This is a genomic window from Streptomyces profundus (genome assembly GCF_020740535.1).
GTDB lineage: Bacteria > Actinomycetota > Actinomycetes > Streptomycetales > Streptomycetaceae > Streptomyces > Streptomyces profundus.
Genome location: NZ_CP082362.1, coordinates 4,416,013 through 4,435,039, shown reverse-complemented (window position 1 = coordinate 4,435,039; position 19,027 = coordinate 4,416,013). Strand labels below are relative to the sequence as shown.

The window sequence follows — 19,027 nt, the reverse complement described above, 5'->3', positions numbered from 1 at the left end:
GGCCCTGACCAGCCGGCCCCGGTGGAGCGCCGTTCCGAGTGAACCGGCGCGCCACCGGGGTCGTTCTCGCTACGCTGGTAGACGTTTGGCGCACACGCGTGATCCCATGAACGCTGGCAGGAGGACGACGTGGCGACACCGCCCGGGCGCACGGCCCCGTTCCACTCAGTGCGGTACGCACTGCGGCTGCTTGAGACGATCGCCGGGCACCCCGACGGCATACGCGCCGACGAGCTGGGGCAGGCCACCGGGCTCCCACCCAACCAACAGGACCAGTTGCTCCGCATGTTGGTCGCCGAGGGCTATGCGCGGGAGCCCTTCGAGAACGTCTTCGCCCCCGGTGAGGCCCTGCTGATGCTCAGCGGCGGCGCCTCCGCCGGCGATGGCACCGGCGATGACGGCGACGGCGAGGAGAGCCGTCGACGGTTCCGCGACGAACGCCTCCAGCGGGCCCTCGACGCCCTGCGGGACTCCCTCAACGCCCCCGTCTACCTGGCGCGTTACGCCGACGGCGAGCTTGAGGTGCCCCGGATCTCCGACACCCCGGACGCGCCCGGCGTCAACGAGTGGGTGGACTTCCGCTCGGCCGCGCACGCCACCGCCATCGGCAAGTGCCTGCTCAGCCAGCTCGACCACGACGGCCGGCAGGACCACCTGGCCAGGCACCGGGCCGCCAGGCTCACCTCACGCACCATCACGGACCGCCGGGTGCTGCTCACCACGCTGGACCGGCAGCCGCCCACCGTGCCCGTGCTGGACTTCCAGGAGTACGCGGTGGGCACGCTGTGCGCGGCCGTCCCGCTGACCGCCGGATCGACGGTGGGCTGCCTGGCCCTCTCGCTGCCGATCGGCGAGGCCCATCGACTGCGCCGCGCCGCCGAGGAGTTGAACCGCCAGGCGGCCTCGGCGCTGCTCTCGCTCAGCCTCTGAGAGCGGCGCCGGGCGGCCGGCGGTCAGCTGGCCGGGCCGGCCTGCTGGACCACGTCGAAGGACCACAGCTCGGCGCCGCTGGCCGCCGGCCGCTTGCCCTCGCCACCGCCGTGCGCCTGCCGCGCCGGCCCTTCGGACCAACGCTGGAAGTCCTCCTCGCTGCGCCAACGGGTGTAGACCAGATAGCGGTCCGAGCCCTCGACCGGCCGCAGCAGCTCGAACCACTCGAAGCCGTCCTGCCGCTCCACCGAACCGGCCCGCCCGGCGAACCTGCGCTCCAACTCCTCCCGCTGCTCCGCCGGAACGGTCAGCACGTTGATCTTCACCACGGACACGGAGACCACCTCACCTCTCGGGTACAACCGGGGAAACCCCGGGAAACGCCTTCAGGAGCAGTCTCCTTGACCGCCGGGGTTTCCCGTTCGGCGACCCGACAGCGATAGCGTGTGGGGGACCCACAAACTGGTTTTCCTCCGGAGGATCGCCCATGGCAACCACACGCACCGCGACGACCAACTGGGAAGGCTCCCTGATGGAGGGGGCCGGCAAGGTGAACCTGGACTCGTCCGGGCTCGGCACCTTCGACCTCACCTGGCCGTCCCGCGCGGAGGCCCCCGAGGGGCGCACCAGCCCCGAGGAGCTGATCGCCGCCGCGCACTCGGCGTGCTTCTCGATGGCGCTCTCGCACGGCCTGGCCGGCGCCGGCACCCCGCCGGAGTCGGTGCACACCGAGGCCGACGTCACCTTCCAGCCGGGGCAGGGCATCACCGGCATCGTGCTCAAGGTGAAGGCCCGGGTCCCCGGGCTGACGGCGGAGGGCTTCCAGGAAGCCGCCGCCGGCGCCAAGGAGAACTGCCCGGTGAGCAAGGCGCTGGCCGGCGCCCCCATCACCCTTGAGGCCGAGCTCCTCAGCTGAGCGAGGCACCCGGGCCCCCGTCACCCCTCCGTCAGGGGCGGCGGGGGCCCGGCCCTGTTGGTGCGGCCGGAGGGATTCGAACCCTCACGCGCTCAGAGCGCACTGGGACCTAAACCCAGCATGACTGCCAGTTCCATCACGGCCGCGCACCCGGAGATTCTACCGGCCGCGCCGGCCGCGCCCCCCTGCCCCGAGATGGCAGGGAACGTCCCCTTCCGTGGGCGGTCAGCCGCCGAGCGCGCGGGTGACGGTATGGATCACCAGCCCGGCAAGCGCGCCGATCACGGTGCCGTTGAGCCGGATGAACTGCAGGTCACGGCCGATGTGCAGCTCGATCTTGCGGGAGGTGGTGGGCGCGTCCCAGGCCGCGACGGTGTCCGTGATCAGCGAGGTGATCTGGGGGCGGTAGCCGGAGATCACATGGATGGTGGCGTCGGCGACCCAGCCGTCCAGCTTGGCGCGCAGCCGCTCGTCCGACGCCAGCCGGCCGCCGACGCCGAGCACGGCGGCGCGGGCGCGCAGCCGTAGCTCGCTGCGCTCGTCCTCCGCGGCGGTGAGCACCATGGCGCGCAGCGCGCCCCACGCGGAGGCGATCAGCTCCCGCACCTCCGGCCTGGCCAGGAAGTCCCGCTTGAGGCGCTCGACCCGCTCCCTGGTCTCGGCGTCGTGCTGCAACTGCTGCGCGAAGTCGGCGAGGAAGCGGTCGACGGTGGCCCGTGCCGGATGGTCGGGCTGCTGCCTGGACTCGGAGACGAACCGCAGCAGCTCCCGGTAGACCCGCTCCCCCACCCGGCGGTCCACGAAGCGCGGCGTCCAGCCCGGCGAGCCGCCGGCCACGGCGTCGAGCACCGCGTCCCGGTGCCTGGTGAGCCAGGTGTGGGTGGCGTCCAACACCAGATCGACCAGCCGGCGGTGGCCGTCGTCGGCGATGGTCTTCTCCAGCAGCCGGCCGAGCGCGGGCGCGATCTCCGTCTCGCCGGCCCGCCGGGTGATCGACTCGGCCAGCACCTCGCGGACGTCCGCGTCGCGCAGCACCGTGAGGCCGCCGCGCACCGCCGTCGCCAACTCGGCGGTGACCCGGTCGGCGTTGTCCGGCTCGGCGAGCCAGTCGCCGAGCCGCTGACCCAGCTCGACGGAGCGCAGCTTCTCCCTGACCACCTGCTCGGAGAGGAAGTTCTCGCCGACGAACTCGCCGAGGGACTCGCCGAGTTGGTCCTTCTTGGTGGGGATGATCGCGGTGTGCGGGATGGGCAGGCCCAGCGGGTGGCGGAAGAGCGCGGTCACCGCGAACCAGTCGGCCAGCGCGCCCACCATGCCGGCCTCGGCCGCCGCCGCCACATAGCCGGCCCAGGGGCCCGCGCCGCTGTGCTCGGCCCAGGTGGCCAGCGCGTAGACCACGGCGACCAGCACCAGCAGCCCGGTGGCCACGCCCTTCATCCGGCGCAGTCCGCGCCGCTTCAGCTCGTCGGCCGGGGTGAGCGCGCCGAGCGATCCCGGGTTCCCGTCGGCACCTTCGTCGGCCGTGGACTCCTGCGTGCGAATCGTCATCCGCTCCCTTCGCGTCCGCCGTGCGCGGCGGTGGGCACCCGGCGCATCGTTCCCCCCGCATTGTGGCGGGTGATGCCCCCTGAGCGGGCCCGGTGTGGCCCGGCCCACGCCAGGACGGTGCGCCCGTCCGGGTGACGCGTGGGATCATCTTCGGGTGGGAGAGGTCAGCAGGCGAGGGGTTTTCGGCCTACTCGCGGGTGCACTTGTGGTCCTGCTGGGGGTGGCGCTGGCCATCGGTACGGGACGGGGGGAACGGGTCGAGATCGCCGTGCCCGCGCCCACGCCGGCGCCGAACGTGGTGCCGGCGGCGCAGGGCGGCTGGCTCGGCACCTGGTCGGCCGCGCCCTCGGGCGCCGAGCCCGGCACCAGGGACGGCCTCGGCGACCAGACGATCCGGAACGTGGTGCGCACCTCCGTGGGCGGCAGCGGGCTGCGGATCGAGCTGTCGAACCGCTACGGCACCGCGCCCGTCACGTTCACGGGCGTCACCGTCGCGCTGTCGTCCGCGCTCGGCGGCCCCACGGCCCATCAGGGCACGATGCAGCAGGTGACGTTCGGCGACGGCACCACGGTGACCATCCCGCCGGGCGGCTCGGCGATCAGCGACGCGACGCCACTGGAGATACCGGACGCGGCCGACCTGTTGGTCTCCCTCTACGCGCCCGAGCCCTCAGGCCCGGTCACGTACCACCGGATGGCGCAGCAGCCCTCCTATCTGGCCGCGGGCGACCAGAGCGGCCAGCTCTCCGGGGCCGGCTTCGCCAGATCGGCCGACGTCTGGCGCTACCTCACCGGCGTGCAGGTGTTCACGGCCCGCGCCGACAGCGCCGTGGTGGTGATCGGCGACTCCCTCACCGACGGCATCACCTCGACGCCGGGCGCCAACCACCGCTGGACGGACTTCCTGGCCGCCCGGCTCCGCGCGGACCCGGACGTGCCGGAGCTGGCGGTGCTCAACCAGGGCATCAGCGGCAACCGGCTGCTCAGGGACGGCGCCCCCGACCGGCTCTTCAACGGCACAAGCGGGCTGCGGCGCCTCAGCACCGACGCCTTTCCACAGCCGGGCGCCGGCGCCCTGATCCTTCAGCTGGGCATCAACGACATCCTGCTCGAACCGCGGGTCACCGATCCGGCGGTGCTGGTGCGGGGCCTGCGCCAGGCGGCCGACGAGGCCAGGGCCGAGGGGCTGCGGGTGGTGGGCGCCACGCTGGCCCCGTTCGGCGGGCACCGCGGCTGGACGGCCGAGGCCGAGGTGGTGCGCCAGCTGGTCAACGAGGAGATCAGGGCGGGCGGGATCTTCGACGCGGTGATCGACATCGACGCGGCGCTGAGCGATCCGACCTCCCCGCATCTGCTGCTGCCCGCCTATGACTCGGGCGACGGGCTGCACCCCAACGACAACGGTTTCCGGGCCATGGCCGACGCCGTCGAGCTGACCGACCTGGTGGAGTCCGAGGCGGACGCCCAGGCCCTCTGACCGCCGCCGGGACGGCCGCCGCGCGTGCGGGGCCAACGGGTGAGTCGGCGCCCCCGTCCGGGGGGACAGCGGACGCGCCGGTGGTAGGGCCGACCCCCGCACTTCGTTACGCACGGTGCGAGAGTGGTGACCCGTGACAGCACCTCAGCGTGGCAGCACGGCAGATTAACGTAATGCACCAGGTCGTGACGAGGGCCCCATGAGCGACGACAGCCCGCCCACCAGCAGCGACGACTCCGCCGCCGACCCGCCCCGCCCCGGTCGGTGGCCCGGCTGGGCGCCCCGCCCGGCCGGTGGCCCACCGAGGCGCCCCCGCACCGGCTGGCGCCGGCTGCTGCCCAGCTGGCGCACGGCCTTGGTGACGGCGGGGGTCGGCATCGTGATCCTGGTCGGCGCGCTGATCACCGGCTACCTGCTGGTGGAGATCCCCGAGCCCAAGTCGGCCGCCGCGGCGCAGAGCAATGTCTATCTCTACGCGGACGGCAGCCAGTTGGCCAGGGTCGGCGAGATCGACCGGGAGAACGTCCCGCTCTCCGAGGTGCCCGAACACGTGAGGAACGCCGTGCTGGCCGCCGAGGACCGCGATTTCTACCACGATCCCCCGGTGGACATCTCCGCGATGGTGCGGGCCGGCTGGAACATGCTGCGCGGTGGCGGACGGCAGTCCGGATCGACCATCACTCAGCAGTATGTGAAGAACTACTACCTCGATCAGCGGCAGACCGTGACCAGAAAGGTCAAGGAGCTATTTATCGCGGTCAAGCTCGATCGTGAGGTGAGCAAGGACGAAATCCTGGAGGGCTACCTCAACACCAGCTACTTCGGTCGCAACGCCTATGGCATCCAGGCGGCGGCGCACGCCTACTACGGCAAGCCCGCCAAGGAGCTGACCGAGGCCGAGGGCGCCTATCTGGCGGCGCTGCTCAACTCGCCCAACGCCTACGACGTCCGCAGCAACCCGCAGAACCACGGGCGCGCGGTGGCCCGTTGGGAGTACGTGCTGGACGGGATGGTGTCCGAGGGCTGGCTCGACGAACGGGACCGCTCGGGCCTTGAGTTCCCCGAGCCCAACGAGGAGAACGTCTCCGCGGGGCTCGGCGGCGAGCGCGGCTATCTGGTGGAGGCGGTGCGCGCCTACCTCGCCGAGCACGACATCGTCGACGACGACCAGCTCGGCACCGGCGGGTACCGGATCACCACCACCATCCAGCCCGAACGGCAGCGCGCCCTCACCCAGGCGGTCGACGAGCAGTTGGAGAGCGCGCTGAGCGAGGACCGCGAACGGGACGCCTGGGTGCGGGCCGGCGCGACCTCGGTCGACACCGAGACGGGGCACGTCGTCGCCATGTACGGCGGCCGGGACTACGTCGACCAGTATGTGAACAACGCGACCCGCCGGGACTACCAGGCCGCCTCCACCTTCAAGCCGTTCGTCTACGCCGCCGCGCTGGAGAACGACTCCCGCACCCACAAGGGCGAGTTGATCGGCCCCTCGACCGAGTACGACGGGAAGAGCGGCCGGGAGGTCGTCGGCCGCGACGGCCGGGGCACGGGCTGGTCCCCGGAGAACGAGCAGAATCGCTCCTACGGCACCGTCAAGGTCAGCGAGGGGATGGACAAGTCCATCAACGCGGTCTTCGCACAGATGGGCGTCGACGTCGGCGCCGAGCTGGTCGCCGAGACCGCGGTCGCCCTCGGCCTGCCCGAGTCCACTCCCGGTCTCACGGAGGCCGACGCCTCCATCTCGCTGGGCACCGCGACGCCCAGCACCCTCGATCTGGCCGGCGCCTACGCCACGCTGGCCCGACACGGCGAGCACCGTCCCGTGGTGCTGGTCTCCGAGATCACCAGGGACGGCGAGCCGCTTGAGCTGCCCGGTTCCGAGACCCGTCAGGTGATCTCCCGGGAGGCCGCCGACGGCACGACGGCGATGCTGGAGGCGGTGGTGCGCGGCGGCACCGGCACGGCGGCGGCGAGCGCCGGGCGGCCCGCGGCCGGCAAGACCGGCACGGCGGAGAACGACCGGGCCGCCTGGTTCGCCGGCTTCACCCCCGAACTGGCCACCGTGGTCGCCATCTTCGGCCAGGACCCGGAGACCGGCGCCCAGCGCGAGCTGTACGGCGCCGCGGGGCTCGAACGGATCAGCGGCGGCGGCTTCCCGGCCCGCATCTGGGGCCAGTACACCAAGGCGGCGCTGGAGGGCGAGCCCGCCACCGCCTTCGAACTGCGGGAGCCGGAGCGGCGCGAACACAGCGACGGGGACCAGGATTCGGACGGCGAGGAAGGCGAGGAAGGCGGGGACGGCGAGGAAGGCGAAGAAGGGGAGGACGGCGAGGAGCGCGAGTCCGGCGACCCGGAGTCGTCCACCGGCCCCTCCACCGGCGGAAGCCCCGCCGAGAGCGGCACCCCGTCGACGTCGCCGAGCGCCCCGGACGAGGGGGCGACGGAGCGCTCGACACCGTCGACGAGCCAGCCGTCCGGGGGCGAGAGCGGCCCCGCCGGCGGGGACGACAACGCGCCGCCACTCGCCGTCGACGCGGTGGCGGCCGAGAGCGAGAAGGACCCCGCCGGCGCGGCGACGGCCGAACCCGGCCCAGGCCCCGGCCAGGAGCCGACGCCCGACGCGGTCACCACGCCGGCGGGTTGACCGCGCTCAAGGAGATCTCAGAGGTAGAGCCCGGTGGAGTCCTCGGAGCCCTGGAGCCGTTCGGCGGCCACCGCGTGCACGTCGCGCTCGCGCATCAGCACGTACATCACGGCCCGCACCTCGACCTCGGCGCGGTCCTCCGGGTCGTAGAGCACGCGGTCGCCGGCCTCGACGGTGCGGACGTTCTGCCCGACGGCGACCACCTCGGCCCAGCTGAGCCTGCGGCCGACCTGGGCGGTCGCGGGGATGACGATGCCACCGGTGGACCGGCGCTCACCCTCGGCGCTCTCGGCCTTGACCAACACCCGGTCGTGCAGCATGCGGATGGGCAGTTTGTCATGGGTGGGATGCGAACTCACAAGGCGACCGTATCTCAGGGCCGCCGGCGGCTGACTACCGGCGTCGGCGACGGGAGGAGAGAACCAACAGGCCGGTGACGGCGACGGCCAGCGCGGCGACCGGGATCACCCGGTCGAGCCGGGGCCCGCCCTCGGACGAGACCAGCTGCGCGCGGACGTTGTCGGCGCCTCGGTTGACCGCGACGGCGGCCTTGCCCACGGTGCGGTCGACGGCGCCGGCGGCGCGCGCCTTGGCGTCACCGACGATCGTCCTGGGGTGCACCCGGACCGCGATCTCGTCGAGGGTCACGGCGAGGCTCTCGCGCCGGCGGGCGATCCGCTCCTCGATCTCCGCTGCTGTCCTGGCTGCTTGCGGCACCTTGCTGCCTCCATCGTCCACACCGTGTCAACGGCCCTCGGGTCACGGCACAGTGTGTCAGCTCCACCGGGGCGATGCCTGTCGGATACCCCGATTAGGCTGGGTGGCGCACAATCCTTCTGGAAAGCAGCTGGAAGCCGTCAAACCCGCCGTAACGCCTCGGCGACCCGCTGGAACACCCCGGCACGACCGGTGACGAAACGCTAAGGAGCCGCGCCATGAGCGAGCGTCTGCAACCGGGGGACGTCGCCCCCGCGTTCACCCTGCCCGACGCCGACGGGAAGCCGGTCTCGCTGGCGGACCACGCCGGCCGCAAGGTCATCGTGTACTTCTACCCGGCCGCGCTCACCCCGGGCTGCACCAAGCAGGCGTGCGACTTCACGGACAACCTCGACCTCCTGGCCGACGCCGGCTACGACGTGATCGGGGTCTCCCCCGACAAGCCGGAGAAGCTGGCGAAGTTCCGTGGCAAGGAGGACCTCCGGGTCACCCTCGTCAGCGATCCGGAGAAGGCGACGCTGGAGGCGTACGGCGCGTTCGGCGAGAAGAAGCTGTACGGCAGGACGGTCACCGGCGTGATCCGCTCCACGGTGATCGTGGACGAGGAGGGCCGCGTCGCCCAGGCGCTGTACAACGTGCGGGCCACGGGGCATGTGGCCAAGCTGATCAAGGATCTGGACCTCTAAGGAGTCGTGCGGCGTGCCGATGCGAAAGCCGATCAAGTCCTGGCTGACCGACATGGACGGGGTGCTCATCCACGAGGGGGTGCCGATCCCGGGCGCCGAGGAGTTCATCCGACGGCTGCGGGATTCCGGCATGCCGTTCCTGGTGCTGACCAACAACTCCATCTACACCCGGCGTGACCTCCAGGCGCGGCTGGCCCGGATGGGCCTTGAGGTGCCGGTGGACGCCATCTGGACGTCGGCCCTGGCCACCGCGCAGTTCCTGCACGACCAGCGCCCGGGCGGCTCCGCCTTCGTGATCGGGGAGGCGGGGCTGACCACCGCCCTGCACGACGTGGGCTATGTGCTGAGCGACGCGTCGCCGGACTACGTGGTGCTCGGCGAGACGAGGACCTACAGCTTCGAGTCGCTGACCAAGGCGATCCGGTTGATCAACGGCGGCGCCAGGTTCATCGCGACCAACCCGGACCACACGGGCCCGTCCGCCGAGGGCGCGCTGCCCGCGACCGGCTCGGTGGCCGCGCTGATCACCAAGGCGACCGGCCGCGACCCGTACTTCGTCGGCAAGCCCAACCCGCTGATGATGCGCACCGGGCTCAACCTGATCGGGGCGCACTCGGAGACCAGCGCGATGGTCGGCGACCGGATGGACACCGATGTGCTGGCCGGTCTTGAGGCCGGCATGGAGACGTTCCTGGTGTTGACGGGGTTGACGGAGCCGGGCGAGATCGACCGTTTCCCGTTCCGCCCCTCCGTGGTGGTGGACTCGATCGCCGATCTGGTGGACCGGATCTGAGCCGCCGGCGGGCGCGAACTCTCCCCCGAGCGGCCCAAGGCGAGCCGGCAGCGGATGCGGTGGGCGACGCCACGGGAGACCTTCGACGGGTAGCCACCCCGGAGGTTCGACATGGGCATCACCCGCTCTCTCCCGCTCACCCTCTGCGCGGCGGCGGCCCTGGCCGCCACCTTCGGCGTCACACCGGCCGGCGCCGCTGACGGACGGCCGACAGACGGCGGCGCGGTCCTCGTCACCCCGGTGGCCCCCCTGCCGGGCGAGGAGGTCCGTCTCCGGGTGCCGGACTGCGCCGGCGACTCGGGCACCGCCGTGTCCGTCGCCTTCGCCGCCGAGGTGCGCCTGTCGCCCACCGGCACCGGCGGCGGGCTCTACGGCGAGACGCTGATCAGCTCGACCACCCCGCCGGGGGACCATCCCGTGCAGGTCACCTGTGGCCACCCGGACGGGGAGCTGATGGGCCTGGTGACCGTCGGCGGCGGCGAGCCGACCACCTGGGCCGACAACGTCGGCGGCGGTGGCGGCGCGCCGTTGCTCGCCCGCCCGGCGAGCACCGCCGACCCAGCCGAGCCAGCCGACCCCGCCGTCCCCGAGTCCGCCGGGACCTTCGGCGACCACGGCGAGGGCCACGGCGACCCGTGCCGCCGCGAGGGCCGCGCGCCGCACCCGCCCGAGCCCCCGAAACGGCCGGGGCACGAGAAGCCGGAGAAGCCGGGGCACGAGAAGCCGGGCCATGAGAGGCCGGAGCGGCCCGAGAAGCCCGAGCACGAGCGCTGTGAACGCGAGGGCGGCGGCCACCACCCGGGCGGGCCGACCGGCCCGGTGCGCGCGGGCGGCGGTGGGACGGCGGGCGCCGAGCCGCTGACCGCCGGCGCGTTCAACCCGGCGGGTCTCGCCGTGCTTGCCGGCGGCGGCGCGGCGATCGCCCTCGCCGTGCGGCGGCTGCGCTCCCGCGTCCGAGCCTCCGGATGAGCCGCGCCTGGCGCGGCGCGGGTCCTGGGCTCCTGACCCCGCTGCTCGTCTGGACCCTGGTGCTCGGTGCCTTCTGGTTCTGGGGGCGGGAGTTGACGGGCGGCGCGGGACTGCCCTGGCTGGCCTTCCACGACCGGGAGGAACGGGTGCGGAGCGTCGAGCGGTCGGGGCTGCCGTCCGCCGGCGACCCGCTGCCGGGGGACGCGCCGCCGCGCACCGTCAGCATCGACTCCATCGGCGTCGCCGCCGAGGTGCTGCCGCGGGGGCTTGACGAGGGCGGCGGGGTGGAGCCGCCGCCGTTCGACTCCGCCGACGCGGTCGGCTGGTGGGCCGGCGGCGCGACGCCCGGCGCCGTCGGGGCCGCCGTGCTGGTCGGCCATGTGGACACCGAGACGGAGCCCGCGGTCTTCCACGCGCTGGAGAAGGTCGGCGCCGGTGACGAGGTGCGGGTCGAGCGGGCCGACGGCACGGCGGCCGTCTTCACCGTGTCGGATGTCACGCTGGTGGAGCGCGCCGGCTTCGACCCGGAACGGGTCTACGGGCCGAGCACTCCCGGCGCGGCGGAGCTGCGGCTGATCACCTGCGGGGGCACCTACGACCGGGAGCGCGGCAGCTATTCGGCCAATGTGGTGGTATCGGCCTATCTGACGGACGCCGACACGTTCACCGACGGCTGACGTCCTCCAACAGCTCGCCGACGAGAGGGGCCAGCGCGCGGAACGCGAGACCCCGGTGGCTGACGGCGTTCTTCTCGTCGGCGCTCAACTCGGCGACGGTGCGGGCCTCGTCGACCGGCTGGAGGATCGGGTCGTAGCCGAAGCCGCCGGCGCCGCTGGGGGCGAACCGCAGGGTGCCGTGGAGGCGGCCCTCGGTGACGCGCTCGGTGCCGTCGGGGAGGGCCAGCGCGGCGGCACAGGCGAAGTGGGCGGCGCGGTGCTCCTCGGGAACGTCGGCGAGCTGCGCCAACAGCAGGTCGAGGTTGGCCTGGTCGTCGCCGTGCCGGCCGGCCCAGCGGGCGGAGAAGATGCCGGGCGCGCCGCCCAGCACGTCCACACAGAGCCCCGAGTCGTCGGCGACGGCGGGCAGTCCGCTGGCCTGGGCGAGCGCGTGCGCCTTGAGCAGCGCGTTCTCGGCAAAGGTGACGCCGGTCTCCTTGACGTCCGGCACCTCGGGGAAGGCGTCGGCGCCGAGCAGTTCCAGCGCGAGACCGGCCCGGGTCAGGATGGCGCGCAGTTCGGTGATCTTGTGGGCGTTGCGGGTGGCGAGAACGAGACGCTGCATGGCGGTGATTATCGACCATCGCCGCCGGCGCGCCGGAGCCGGGCCGCCGGCCGACCGGCCGACAGCCCTGGACCGGGTGTCAGTCGTTGGACGCGCAGGCCGAAGTCAGCTCGTCCACCGCGTTGTTGAGCGGCGACAGGTCCGGCGGGCTGCCGCCGGCCGGCTGCTGGGCGATGTTCTCGATCGCCTCGGCCACCGAATCGGCGGCGGCGCTGACATCGGTGTCGGAGAAGCCGTCCCGCAGCTCGTCCAGGTCGTTCTGCGCGGTGTCCGCCGCGTCCGAGAAACCGGCCGGGTCCTCGGCGTCCACCGCGCGTGCCAGCGCGTCCACGCTGCTGGTGACCTCAAGGGCCAGCTGGGCGCAGTCCAGGGCGCGTTGGACATCGCAGCCCAGCGTCCCCAGGCCGGCCGCGCCCGCCAGCAGCGTGCCGGTCAGCCCCATCCGTATGCTCTTCATCAACCCTCTCCCCTCCCGCCGGCGGCTCGTCCGCCGACCCTGACGCTCTACCCAGCTCTAGGCCGCGTCGAGCGCGGCGCGCTGGGCCTGGGCCAGCTGGTCGCAGCCGACGACGGCCAGGTCCAGCAGCGCGTCCAGCTCGTCGCGCCGGAACGGGGCGCCCTCGGCGGTGCCCTGCACCTCGACGAAGCCGCCGTCGCCGGTGCGGACCACGTTCATGTCCGTCTCGGCGCGGACGTCCTCCTCGTAGGCGAGGTCCAGCAGCGGCACCCCGTCGACGATGCCGACGCTGACGGCGGAGACCTCGCCGGTCAGCGGCTCGGACCTGCCCTTCACCAGCTTCTTGCGCCGGGCCCAGCCGACGGCGTCGGCCAGGGCCACATAGCTGCCGGTGATCGCGGCGGTCCTGGTGCCGCCGTCGGCCTGGAGCACGTCGCAGTCCAGCACCACGGTGTTCTCGCCCAGTGCCTTGAAGTCGACGACGGCGCGCAGCGAACGGCCGATCAGCCGGGAGATCTCATGGGTCCTGCCGCCGATCCTGCCGCGCACCGACTCCCTGTCCCCCCGGGTGTTGGTGGCGCGCGGGAGCATCGCGTACTCGGCGGTGACCCAGCCCTCCCCGCTGCCCCGCCGCCAGCGGGGCACCCCCTCGGTGACGCTGGCGGTGCAGAGCACCCTGGTGTCGCCGAAGGAGACCAGTACGGAACCCTCGGCGTGCTTGCTCCAGCCGCGTTCGATCTTCACGGGGCGGAGCTGATTGGCCGTCCGGCCGTCGATGCGAGACATGGCGACGAGCCTAGTCGCCCCGCTGCCAGGGCTGTTCGCCCGGTGACCCCGGGGCGCGGCGGCCTCAGATCTCGTGGACCGCGCCGGGGCGGGCGAGTTCCACCGGCCCGTCGAAGGCGGACTTGGCGTCCCGCAGGTTCACCTGGGCGTCGGTCCACGGCGGGATATGGGTGAGCAACAGCCGCTGGGCGCCGGCCCGCTGGGCGCACTCGCCGGCCTGCAACCCGTTGAGGTGCACCCCGGGGGCGTCCTCCTTGCCGTGGATGAAGGACGCCTCGCAGAGGAACAGATCGACGTCGGCGGCGAGTTCGGTGAGCGCGCCGCAGCTGCCCGTGTCGCCCGAGTAGCAGAGCGACCTGCCGTCGTGTTCGATCCGGAAGCCGTAGGTCTCCACGGGGTGGGCCACCCGCGCCGAGCGGACGGTCAGCGGCCCCAGGGTCAGCGTGGTGCCGGACGTGAGGGTGTGGAAGTCGAAGACCTCCCGCATCGAGGACTCGTCCGGGGTGTCGTCGTAGGCGGTGATCAGCCGCCGCTCCGTCCCGCTCGGGCCGTAGACGGGAACCGGCTTCGGACGGCCGCCCTCGTGCCGGTAGTAGCGGGCGACGAAGTAGCCGCACATGTCGATGCAGTGGTCCGGGTGGAGGTGGCTGAGCACGATGGCGTCGACGTCATAGAGCCCGCAGTACTTCTGTAGCTCGCCGAGGGCGCCATTGCCCAGGTCAAGGAGGAGCCGGTAGCCCTCGGCCTCGATGAGATAGCTGGAACAGGCCGATTCCGCGGACGGAAACGAGCCCGAACAGCCGACGACGGTGAGCTTCATATAGGGGGGAACCTCCACGGTGGGGTTCGAACGACTCTAAGTCGCGATCAGGCCGGCCGTGCCTGGCCCGGGCCCGGGTGTGGGCGGAATCACCAGCCCGATGGCCGGCCGCAAAAGGCCAGCTGGGAGCTTTCGATCACATTCTGGTGAGAGTTCGAATACGAATGGCGAGCAACAACCCAACTCCGATCCAAATGGCGAACATGGATGAGCCGCCATAGGACAGAAACGGAAGCGGCAGTCCGGTTACCGGCATGATCCCCAACGCCATCCCCATGTTCTGGAACGTCTGGAAGGCCGTCCACGCCACCACCCCCACGGCCACGATCGTGCCGTAGGGATCGGGCGCGTCCCTGGCGATACGACAGCCGCGCCAGAGCACCACCCCCAGCAGCACGATGATCAGCCCCGCGCCCAGAAAGCCGAGTTCCTCACCGGCGACGGTGAAGATGAAGTCGGTGTGCTGCTCCGGCACGAACTGACCGAGCGTCTGGCTGCCGTGGAAGAGGCCCTGGCCGGTCAGCCCGCCCGAGCCGATCGCGATCCGCGCCTGGTTGGTGTTGTATCCCACACCCGAGGGGTCGAGCGCCGGGTTGGCGAAGGCCGCGAACCGGTTGATCTGGTACTCGTCCAGCAGACCCAGCTGCCAGACGGACAGCGCGCCGACCACGGCCAGCGTGACCAGGCCGATGATCCAGGACCGGCCGGTCCCCGAGGCCAGCAGCACGCCGAGCGCGATCACGGCGAGCACCATCGTCTGCCCCACGTCCGGGGTGAGCATCACCAGCGCCGCCGGCACCGAGGCCACCAGCAGCGCCTGGAGCACGGTGCGGTGATCGGGCCCGTGCCTGCGCTCGTTGTCCCCCGGCGCGGCCAGCAGCAGCGCCATGGCGAGGATCACGCCGATCTTGGCCAGCTCGGACGGCTGGAAGGCGAACCCGGCGCCCAGCTGGAGCCAGCTCCGGGAGCCGTTGACCGTGGAGCCCAGCGGGGTGAGCACCAGCAGGGAGAGGACCACGCACAGCAGGTAGAGCAGCGGCACGGCGGCCCGCAGCCGGACATAGCCGTACCAGACGATCAGCGCGGCGAGCCCGAGGCCGATGCTCACGTTGAGCAACTGGCGCATCAGGAAGAACTCGGGCTCGCCGTTGTTCAGATCGGTGCGGTTCCTGGTGGCCGAGTAGACCAGCAGGATGCCGAGCGTGGTCAGGACCAGGGCGGACAGCAACAGCGGCCAGTCCAGCCGCCTGGCGAGCGAGCCCCGCGCGGTGAGGATGCGCCAGACACTCTGCTCACCGGCCGGCGGAACGGAAGTGCGGTAGCTGCGTACGGTCACACAAATGACCTTACGTGGCCACCCCACTCCGGAGCGTCAACACGGGAGTCGGCGGCGTCGCCGGATCAGGCCCAGAGCTGGCCGTGCAGCCCGGCCACCGCCTCCTCGGTGCTGGCCGCGTTGTAGATCCCGGTGGAGAGGTACTTCCAGCCGCCGTCGGCGACCACGAACGCGATGTCCGCGGACCGCCCGGCGCGCAGAGCCTTCGCTCCGACGCCCAGCGCCGCGTGCAGCACGGCCCCCGTGGAGACCCCGGCGAAGATGCCCTCCTGGTGCAGCAGCTCCCGCACCCGGCGCACCGCGTCCTCGGAGCCGACGGAGAAACGGCTGGTCAGCACGGAGTCGTCGTACAGCTCGGGAACGAAGCCCTCGTCCAGGTTGCGCAGCCCGTAGACCAGATCGTCGTAGCGCGGCTCGGCGGCGACGATCTGGACGTCGGGGCGCTGCTCGCGCAGATAGCGGCCCACCCCCATCAGGGTGCCCGTGGTACCGAGGCCGGCCACGAAGTGGGTGATCGACGGCAGGTCGGCGAGGATCTCGGGCCCGGTGGTGGCGTAGTGCGCGCCCGCGTTGTCCGGGTTGCCGTACTGGTAGAGCATCACCCAGTCGGGGTGCTCGGCCGCCATCTCCTTGGCCACCCGGACGGCCGTGTTGGAGCCGCCGGCGGCCGGCGAGGAGACGATCTCGGCGCCCCACATCGACAGCAGCTGACGGCGCTCGGCCGAGGTGTTCTCCGGCATCACGCAGACGATCCGGTAGCCCTTGAGCCGGGCGGCCATGGCCAGCGAGATCCCGGTGTTGCCCGAGGTCGGCTCCAGGATGGTGTTCCCGGGGACGAGCCGGCCGTCCTTCTCGGCCTGCTCGATCATGTGAAGCGCCGGCCGGTCCTTGACAGAACCGGTCGGATTGCGGTCCTCCAGCTTGGCCCAGATCCGCACCGAATCGTCGGGGGACAGCCGGGGCAGCCGCACCAGCGGCGTGTTCCCGACCGAGGCCAGCGCGCTGTCGAAACGCATCAGCGCATGCCCCCGGCCACCGCCGGGAGGATGGTGACGCTGTCGCCGTCGGCCAGGGCGGTGGAGATGCCGTCCAGGAAACGCACGTCCTCGTCGTTCAGATAGACGTTGACGAAGCGGCGCAGCCCGGCCCCGTCGACCAGGCGCTCCCTGATCCCCGGGTGGTTGGCGTCGAGGTCGGCGAAGAGCTCGTCGATGGTCTTCCCGCTGCCCGAGACGGCCTTCTGACCGTCGGTGTAGGTGCGGAGAATGGTCGGGATGCGGACCTCGATGGCCATGAAGGACTCCAGAACAAGAGACGGGCTTGGGGTCTGTCCGTGCGGTGGGCGATCGACCAGCCGGTCAGCGCACCGCGGGACACGCACCGAGACGACACGGCTCGAAACACGGACATGCCTCGCCCGGCGCGTGCGGTCGGATATCGCTCACATCCGGGAGAACCATGGCGTCATCGTATCGATTCCCGATGGGGCGATCGAGAGCGTTCAGCATGCGAACGAGGGCGTTCAACCAGCGGTCGGGTCGGCCTCGTCCGCCCCGTCGTGGTCGGGGTAGCGGTCCACGACCCGCACCTCCTCCTCGGTGATCTCACCGTCCACGATGCGGAACGAGCGGAAGGAGAACGGCCCTTCGTCGTTGCCGCTCTCCGCCGTGGAGACCAGCACATAGTGCGCGCCCGGCTCGTTGGCGTAGGTGACGTCGGTGCGCGAGGGGTACGCCTCGGTCGCGGTGTGCGAGTGGTAGATGACCACCGGCTCCTCGTCCCGGTCGTCCATCTCCCGGTAGAGCCTGAGGAGATCACCCGAGTCGAACTCGTAGAACGTGGGCGAGCGGGCGGCGTTGAGCATCGGGACGAAGCGCTCGGGACGACCGCCGCCGGCCGGTCCCGCCACGACCCCGCAGGCCTCGTCCGGGTGGTCGGCCCGGGCGTGGGCCACGATCTGGTCGCGCAGTTCCGCCGTGATGGTCAGCATGCGGCCAACCATAGGACGCCGTCAGAGCCGAGCGGGAGGCGGGAGGCGGCCGGCGGCGTTCACCGGGTGAACCGGTCTACTTCGCCAGGGTGATCCCGCCGGCCGGGCCGGTCTCGTCCTCGGCCCGCTCGTCCGCCTCGATCGCCGCGTCGCTCTCGCCCGCGTCCCTGCGCCGCACATAGACGAGCACCCGGCGCAGCTCGCGGCGGACCACCGGGGTCAGCAGATAGAGGCCGATGATGTTGCAGACGGCGGCCAGGAAGAGGAAGGCGTCCGCCAGGTCGACCAGGGTGCCGAGCGAGAGCAGCGCGCCGCCCACGGCCAGCAGGCAGAACAGCAGCTTGTAGCTGCCGTCGGCGACGCGCCCCGGGCCGAAGAGGTAGGTCCAGGCCTTCAGGCCGTAGTAGCCCCAGGTGATGATCGTGGCGAAGGCGAAGAGGAAGACGGCCAGGGTCAGCACCACGGGGAAGCCGGGCAGCGCGGTCTCGAAGGCGTCCGAGGTGATGGAGATGCCCACCGCGTTGCCCTCGACCTCCGCGCCCGAGACGGCCCGCTCCCTGGCCGCCTCGTAGAGCGGCCCGCCGGCGACCACGATGGTCAGCGCCGTCATGGTGCAGATCACCACGGTGTCGAGGAAGGGCTCGATCAGCGCGACGAGGCCCTCGGTGGCCGGGCGCTTGGTCTTGACCGCCGAGTGCGCGATCGGCGCCGAACCGACGCCGGCCTCGTTGGAGAACGCGGCCCGCTGGAAGCCGACGATCAGCGCGCCCACCAGGCCACCGGTGACGCCGGCGGGGCTGACCGCCTCCCGGCAGATGGTGGCCACGGCGTCCGGCACCTGGGTGATGTTGCAGCCGATCACCACCAGACAGGCGGCGACATAGAGGATCGACATGGCCGGGACCAGTCGGCTGGTGACCCGGCCGATCGCCCGGATGCCGCCAACCAGCACCAGCCCGGCGAGCAGCGCCACCACCACCCCGAAGAGCAGGGAGCCGGCCGAGCCGGCGAAGAACGAGGTGTGGTCCTCGGTGACCGCGACCAGCTGCTCCAGGCTCTGGTTGACCTGGAAGAGATTGCCGCCGAAGAACGCGAAGAACAGGATCATCACCGCGGCCAGCAGCGCGAGCACGCCGCCGAGCCGGGGCAGCCCGCGCTCCGCCAGGCCCTTGCGGAGGTACTGCATGGGGCCACCTGACACCCGCCCGTGCTCGTCGATGTCGCGGTAGCGGACGCCCAGGGTGCACTCGACGAACTTGCTGGCCATCCCGAGGAAGCCGCAGACCATCATCCAGACGGTGGCACCCGGGCCGCCGATCGAGACCGCGATGGCCACGCCCGCGATGTTGCCCAGGCCGACCGTCCCCGACACGGCGGAGGTCAGCGCCTGGAAGTGACTCACCTCGCCGGGTGCGTCCGGCTGTTCGTAACGGCCCCTGACAATACGGAGCGCGAGTGGCAGATACCGGACCTGCACGCATCCGAAAACCACGGTGAATACCAGCCCCGCCACCGCCAGCCAGGCGACGATCAGCGGGAAGTCGGCACCGAAGAGGCCGACTTCGTAGAAGACCACCTGGGTCAACGCATTACTGACGGGTTCGAAAAGGCTGTTGACCGTCTGATCGATCTCATCGGTCCAGGAGTGTTCGCTCGCCATTGGCAGACCCCTGA

21 protein-coding genes and 1 tRNA gene are annotated in these 19,027 nt (G+C 71.9%); 8 read left to right on the top strand and 14 right to left on the bottom strand.

The genetic code is table 11. From position 1 onward, the window contains the following. Window positions 1–129: 129 nt before the first annotated feature. Window positions 130–930, top strand: a complete 801-nt coding sequence (locus K4G22_RS19635; protein ID WP_228081591.1) for an IclR family transcriptional regulator — start codon at window positions 130–132, stop codon at window positions 928–930. A gap of 23 nt (window positions 931–953) precedes the next feature. Here K4G22_RS19635 and K4G22_RS19630 read toward each other — a convergent pair whose 3' ends face one another. Continuing rightward, window positions 954–1,265, bottom strand: a complete 312-nt coding sequence (locus K4G22_RS19630) for an antibiotic biosynthesis monooxygenase family protein (protein WP_228081590.1) — start codon at window positions 1,263–1,265, stop codon at window positions 954–956. Between the two features lie 152 nt (window positions 1,266–1,417). Here K4G22_RS19630 and K4G22_RS19625 point away from each other — a divergent pair, with 152 nt between their 5' ends. Then, complete coding sequence (locus K4G22_RS19625) at window positions 1,418–1,846, top strand: OsmC family protein (protein WP_228081589.1); 429 nt, start codon at window positions 1,418–1,420, stop codon at window positions 1,844–1,846. Between the two features lie 58 nt (window positions 1,847–1,904). Here the strand turns inward: K4G22_RS19625 and K4G22_RS19620 are convergent. Continuing rightward, a tRNA-Leu gene (locus tag K4G22_RS19620) sits at window positions 1,905–1,992 on the bottom strand. A gap of 79 nt (window positions 1,993–2,071) precedes the next feature. Then, on the bottom strand, window positions 2,072–3,394 hold the full coding sequence (locus K4G22_RS19615; protein WP_228081588.1) for a DUF445 domain-containing protein: 1,323 nt from the start codon (window positions 3,392–3,394) through the stop codon (window positions 2,072–2,074). A gap of 205 nt (window positions 3,395–3,599) precedes the next feature. Here K4G22_RS19615 and K4G22_RS19610 point away from each other — a divergent pair, with 205 nt between their 5' ends. Both K4G22_RS19610 and K4G22_RS19605 read left to right on the top strand, forming a co-directional pair. Beyond that, a complete protein-coding gene (locus K4G22_RS19610; protein ID WP_228081587.1) occupies window positions 3,600–4,871 on the top strand; it encodes an SGNH/GDSL hydrolase family protein in 1,272 nt (423 codons plus the stop codon). A gap of 199 nt (window positions 4,872–5,070) precedes the next feature. Continuing rightward, a complete protein-coding gene (locus K4G22_RS19605; RefSeq protein WP_228081586.1) occupies window positions 5,071–7,518 on the top strand; it encodes a transglycosylase domain-containing protein in 2,448 nt (815 codons plus the stop codon). 17 nt (window positions 7,519–7,535) lie between these two features. Here K4G22_RS19605 and K4G22_RS19600 read toward each other — a convergent pair whose 3' ends face one another. Further along, entirely contained in the window at window positions 7,536–7,838 is a 303-nt protein-coding gene (locus tag K4G22_RS19600) for a GroES family chaperonin (protein ID WP_228084158.1), read from the bottom strand. 73 nt (window positions 7,839–7,911) lie between these two features. Beyond that, a complete protein-coding gene (locus K4G22_RS19595) occupies window positions 7,912–8,235 on the bottom strand; it encodes a DUF3618 domain-containing protein (RefSeq protein WP_228081585.1) in 324 nt (107 codons plus the stop codon). Between the two features lie 218 nt (window positions 8,236–8,453). Between K4G22_RS19595 and bcp the strand changes: the two genes are divergently transcribed. The 4 genes from bcp (at window position 8,454) to K4G22_RS19575 (ending at window position 11,360) form a co-directional block, all read left to right on the top strand. Then, window positions 8,454–8,921, top strand: coding sequence for a thioredoxin-dependent thiol peroxidase (gene bcp / locus K4G22_RS19590; RefSeq protein ID WP_228081584.1), 468 nt, complete (start codon window positions 8,454–8,456; stop codon window positions 8,919–8,921). 13 nt (window positions 8,922–8,934) lie between these two features. Then, window positions 8,935–9,714, top strand: coding sequence for an HAD-IIA family hydrolase (locus K4G22_RS19585; RefSeq protein WP_228081583.1), 780 nt, complete (start codon window positions 8,935–8,937; stop codon window positions 9,712–9,714). Window positions 9,715–9,825: 111 nt separating this feature from the next. Further along, window positions 9,826–10,683: a hypothetical protein gene (locus tag K4G22_RS19580; RefSeq protein WP_228081582.1), complete on the top strand. Its 858-nt coding sequence runs from the start codon at window positions 9,826–9,828 to the stop codon at window positions 10,681–10,683. After that, window positions 10,680–11,360 carry a class F sortase gene (locus K4G22_RS19575; RefSeq protein WP_228081581.1) on the top strand — a complete coding sequence of 227 codons (681 nt, stop codon included), beginning with the start codon at window positions 10,680–10,682 and terminating at the stop codon, window positions 11,358–11,360. The genes K4G22_RS19580 and K4G22_RS19575 overlap by 4 nt, the downstream gene beginning before the upstream one ends. Here the strand turns inward: K4G22_RS19575 and rdgB are convergent. The 9 genes from rdgB to K4G22_RS19530 all read right to left on the bottom strand — a co-directional run bounded on the left by rdgB (window position 11,347) and on the right by K4G22_RS19530 (window position 19,013). Beyond that, the gene (gene rdgB / locus K4G22_RS19570; protein ID WP_228081580.1) at window positions 11,347–11,964 is read right to left on the bottom strand and encodes an RdgB/HAM1 family non-canonical purine NTP pyrophosphatase; all 618 of its coding nucleotides are present in this window, start codon (window positions 11,962–11,964) and stop codon (window positions 11,347–11,349) included. The genes K4G22_RS19575 and rdgB overlap by 14 nt on opposite strands. Window positions 11,965–12,043: 79 nt before the next feature. Beyond that, complete coding sequence (locus tag K4G22_RS19565) at window positions 12,044–12,421, bottom strand: hypothetical protein (RefSeq protein ID WP_228081579.1); 378 nt, start codon at window positions 12,419–12,421, stop codon at window positions 12,044–12,046. A 57-nt stretch (window positions 12,422–12,478) separates the two neighbouring features. Beyond that, window positions 12,479–13,207 carry a ribonuclease PH gene (rph, locus tag K4G22_RS19560; RefSeq protein ID WP_228081578.1) on the bottom strand — a complete coding sequence of 243 codons (729 nt, stop codon included), beginning with the start codon at window positions 13,205–13,207 and terminating at the stop codon, window positions 12,479–12,481. 64 nt (window positions 13,208–13,271) lie between these two features. Further along, window positions 13,272–14,027, bottom strand: a complete 756-nt coding sequence (locus K4G22_RS19555; RefSeq protein ID WP_228081577.1) for an MBL fold metallo-hydrolase — start codon at window positions 14,025–14,027, stop codon at window positions 13,272–13,274. A gap of 136 nt (window positions 14,028–14,163) precedes the next feature. Further along, complete coding sequence (gene rodA, locus K4G22_RS19550) at window positions 14,164–15,363, bottom strand: rod shape-determining protein RodA (protein WP_228081576.1); 1,200 nt, start codon at window positions 15,361–15,363, stop codon at window positions 14,164–14,166. A 65-nt stretch (window positions 15,364–15,428) separates the two neighbouring features. Continuing rightward, a complete protein-coding gene (locus K4G22_RS19545) occupies window positions 15,429–16,379 on the bottom strand; it encodes a PLP-dependent cysteine synthase family protein (protein ID WP_228081575.1) in 951 nt (316 codons plus the stop codon). Then, window positions 16,379–16,657, bottom strand: a complete 279-nt coding sequence (locus K4G22_RS19540; protein WP_228081574.1) for a MoaD/ThiS family protein — start codon at window positions 16,655–16,657, stop codon at window positions 16,379–16,381. The genes K4G22_RS19545 and K4G22_RS19540 overlap by 1 nt, the downstream gene beginning before the upstream one ends. Before the next feature lie 228 nt (window positions 16,658–16,885). Beyond that, the gene (locus tag K4G22_RS19535) at window positions 16,886–17,353 is read right to left on the bottom strand and encodes a M67 family metallopeptidase (RefSeq protein ID WP_228081573.1); all 468 of its coding nucleotides are present in this window, start codon (window positions 17,351–17,353) and stop codon (window positions 16,886–16,888) included. A 76-nt stretch (window positions 17,354–17,429) separates the two neighbouring features. Further along, window positions 17,430–19,013 carry an alanine/glycine:cation symporter family protein gene (locus K4G22_RS19530; RefSeq protein WP_228081572.1) on the bottom strand — a complete coding sequence of 528 codons (1,584 nt, stop codon included), beginning with the start codon at window positions 19,011–19,013 and terminating at the stop codon, window positions 17,430–17,432. Window positions 19,014–19,027: the final 14 nt, after the last annotated feature.

Excerpts from the sequence above, each read along its gene's own strand:
- K4G22_RS19625 (WP_228081589.1), top strand. The coding sequence starts at position 1,418 with ATGGCAACCACACGCACCGCGACGACCAACTGGGAAGGCTCCCTGATG.
- K4G22_RS19615 (WP_228081588.1), bottom strand. The coding sequence starts at position 3,394 with ATGACGATTCGCACGCAGGAGTCCACGGCCGACGAAGGTGCCGACGGG.
- K4G22_RS19605 (WP_228081586.1), top strand. The coding sequence starts at position 5,071 with ATGAGCGACGACAGCCCGCCCACCAGCAGCGACGACTCCGCCGCCGAC.
- K4G22_RS19600 (WP_228084158.1), bottom strand. The coding sequence starts at position 7,838 with ATGCTGCACGACCGGGTGTTGGTCAAGGCCGAGAGCGCCGAGGGTGAG.
- bcp (WP_228081584.1), top strand. The coding sequence starts at position 8,454 with ATGAGCGAGCGTCTGCAACCGGGGGACGTCGCCCCCGCGTTCACCCTG.
- K4G22_RS19580 (WP_228081582.1), top strand. The coding sequence starts at position 9,826 with ATGGGCATCACCCGCTCTCTCCCGCTCACCCTCTGCGCGGCGGCGGCC.
- K4G22_RS19575 (WP_228081581.1), top strand. The coding sequence starts at position 10,680 with ATGAGCCGCGCCTGGCGCGGCGCGGGTCCTGGGCTCCTGACCCCGCTG.
- rdgB (WP_228081580.1), bottom strand. The coding sequence starts at position 11,964 with ATGCAGCGTCTCGTTCTCGCCACCCGCAACGCCCACAAGATCACCGAA.
- K4G22_RS19565 (WP_228081579.1), bottom strand. The coding sequence starts at position 12,421 with ATGAAGAGCATACGGATGGGGCTGACCGGCACGCTGCTGGCGGGCGCG.
- rph (WP_228081578.1), bottom strand. The coding sequence starts at position 13,207 with ATGTCTCGCATCGACGGCCGGACGGCCAATCAGCTCCGCCCCGTGAAG.
- K4G22_RS19555 (WP_228081577.1), bottom strand. The coding sequence starts at position 14,027 with ATGAAGCTCACCGTCGTCGGCTGTTCGGGCTCGTTTCCGTCCGCGGAA.
- K4G22_RS19545 (WP_228081575.1), bottom strand. The coding sequence starts at position 16,379 with ATGCGTTTCGACAGCGCGCTGGCCTCGGTCGGGAACACGCCGCTGGTG.
- K4G22_RS19540 (WP_228081574.1), bottom strand. The coding sequence starts at position 16,657 with ATGGCCATCGAGGTCCGCATCCCGACCATTCTCCGCACCTACACCGAC.
- K4G22_RS19535 (WP_228081573.1), bottom strand. The coding sequence starts at position 17,353 with ATGCTGACCATCACGGCGGAACTGCGCGACCAGATCGTGGCCCACGCC.
- K4G22_RS19530 (WP_228081572.1), bottom strand. The coding sequence starts at position 19,013 with ATGGCGAGCGAACACTCCTGGACCGATGAGATCGATCAGACGGTCAAC.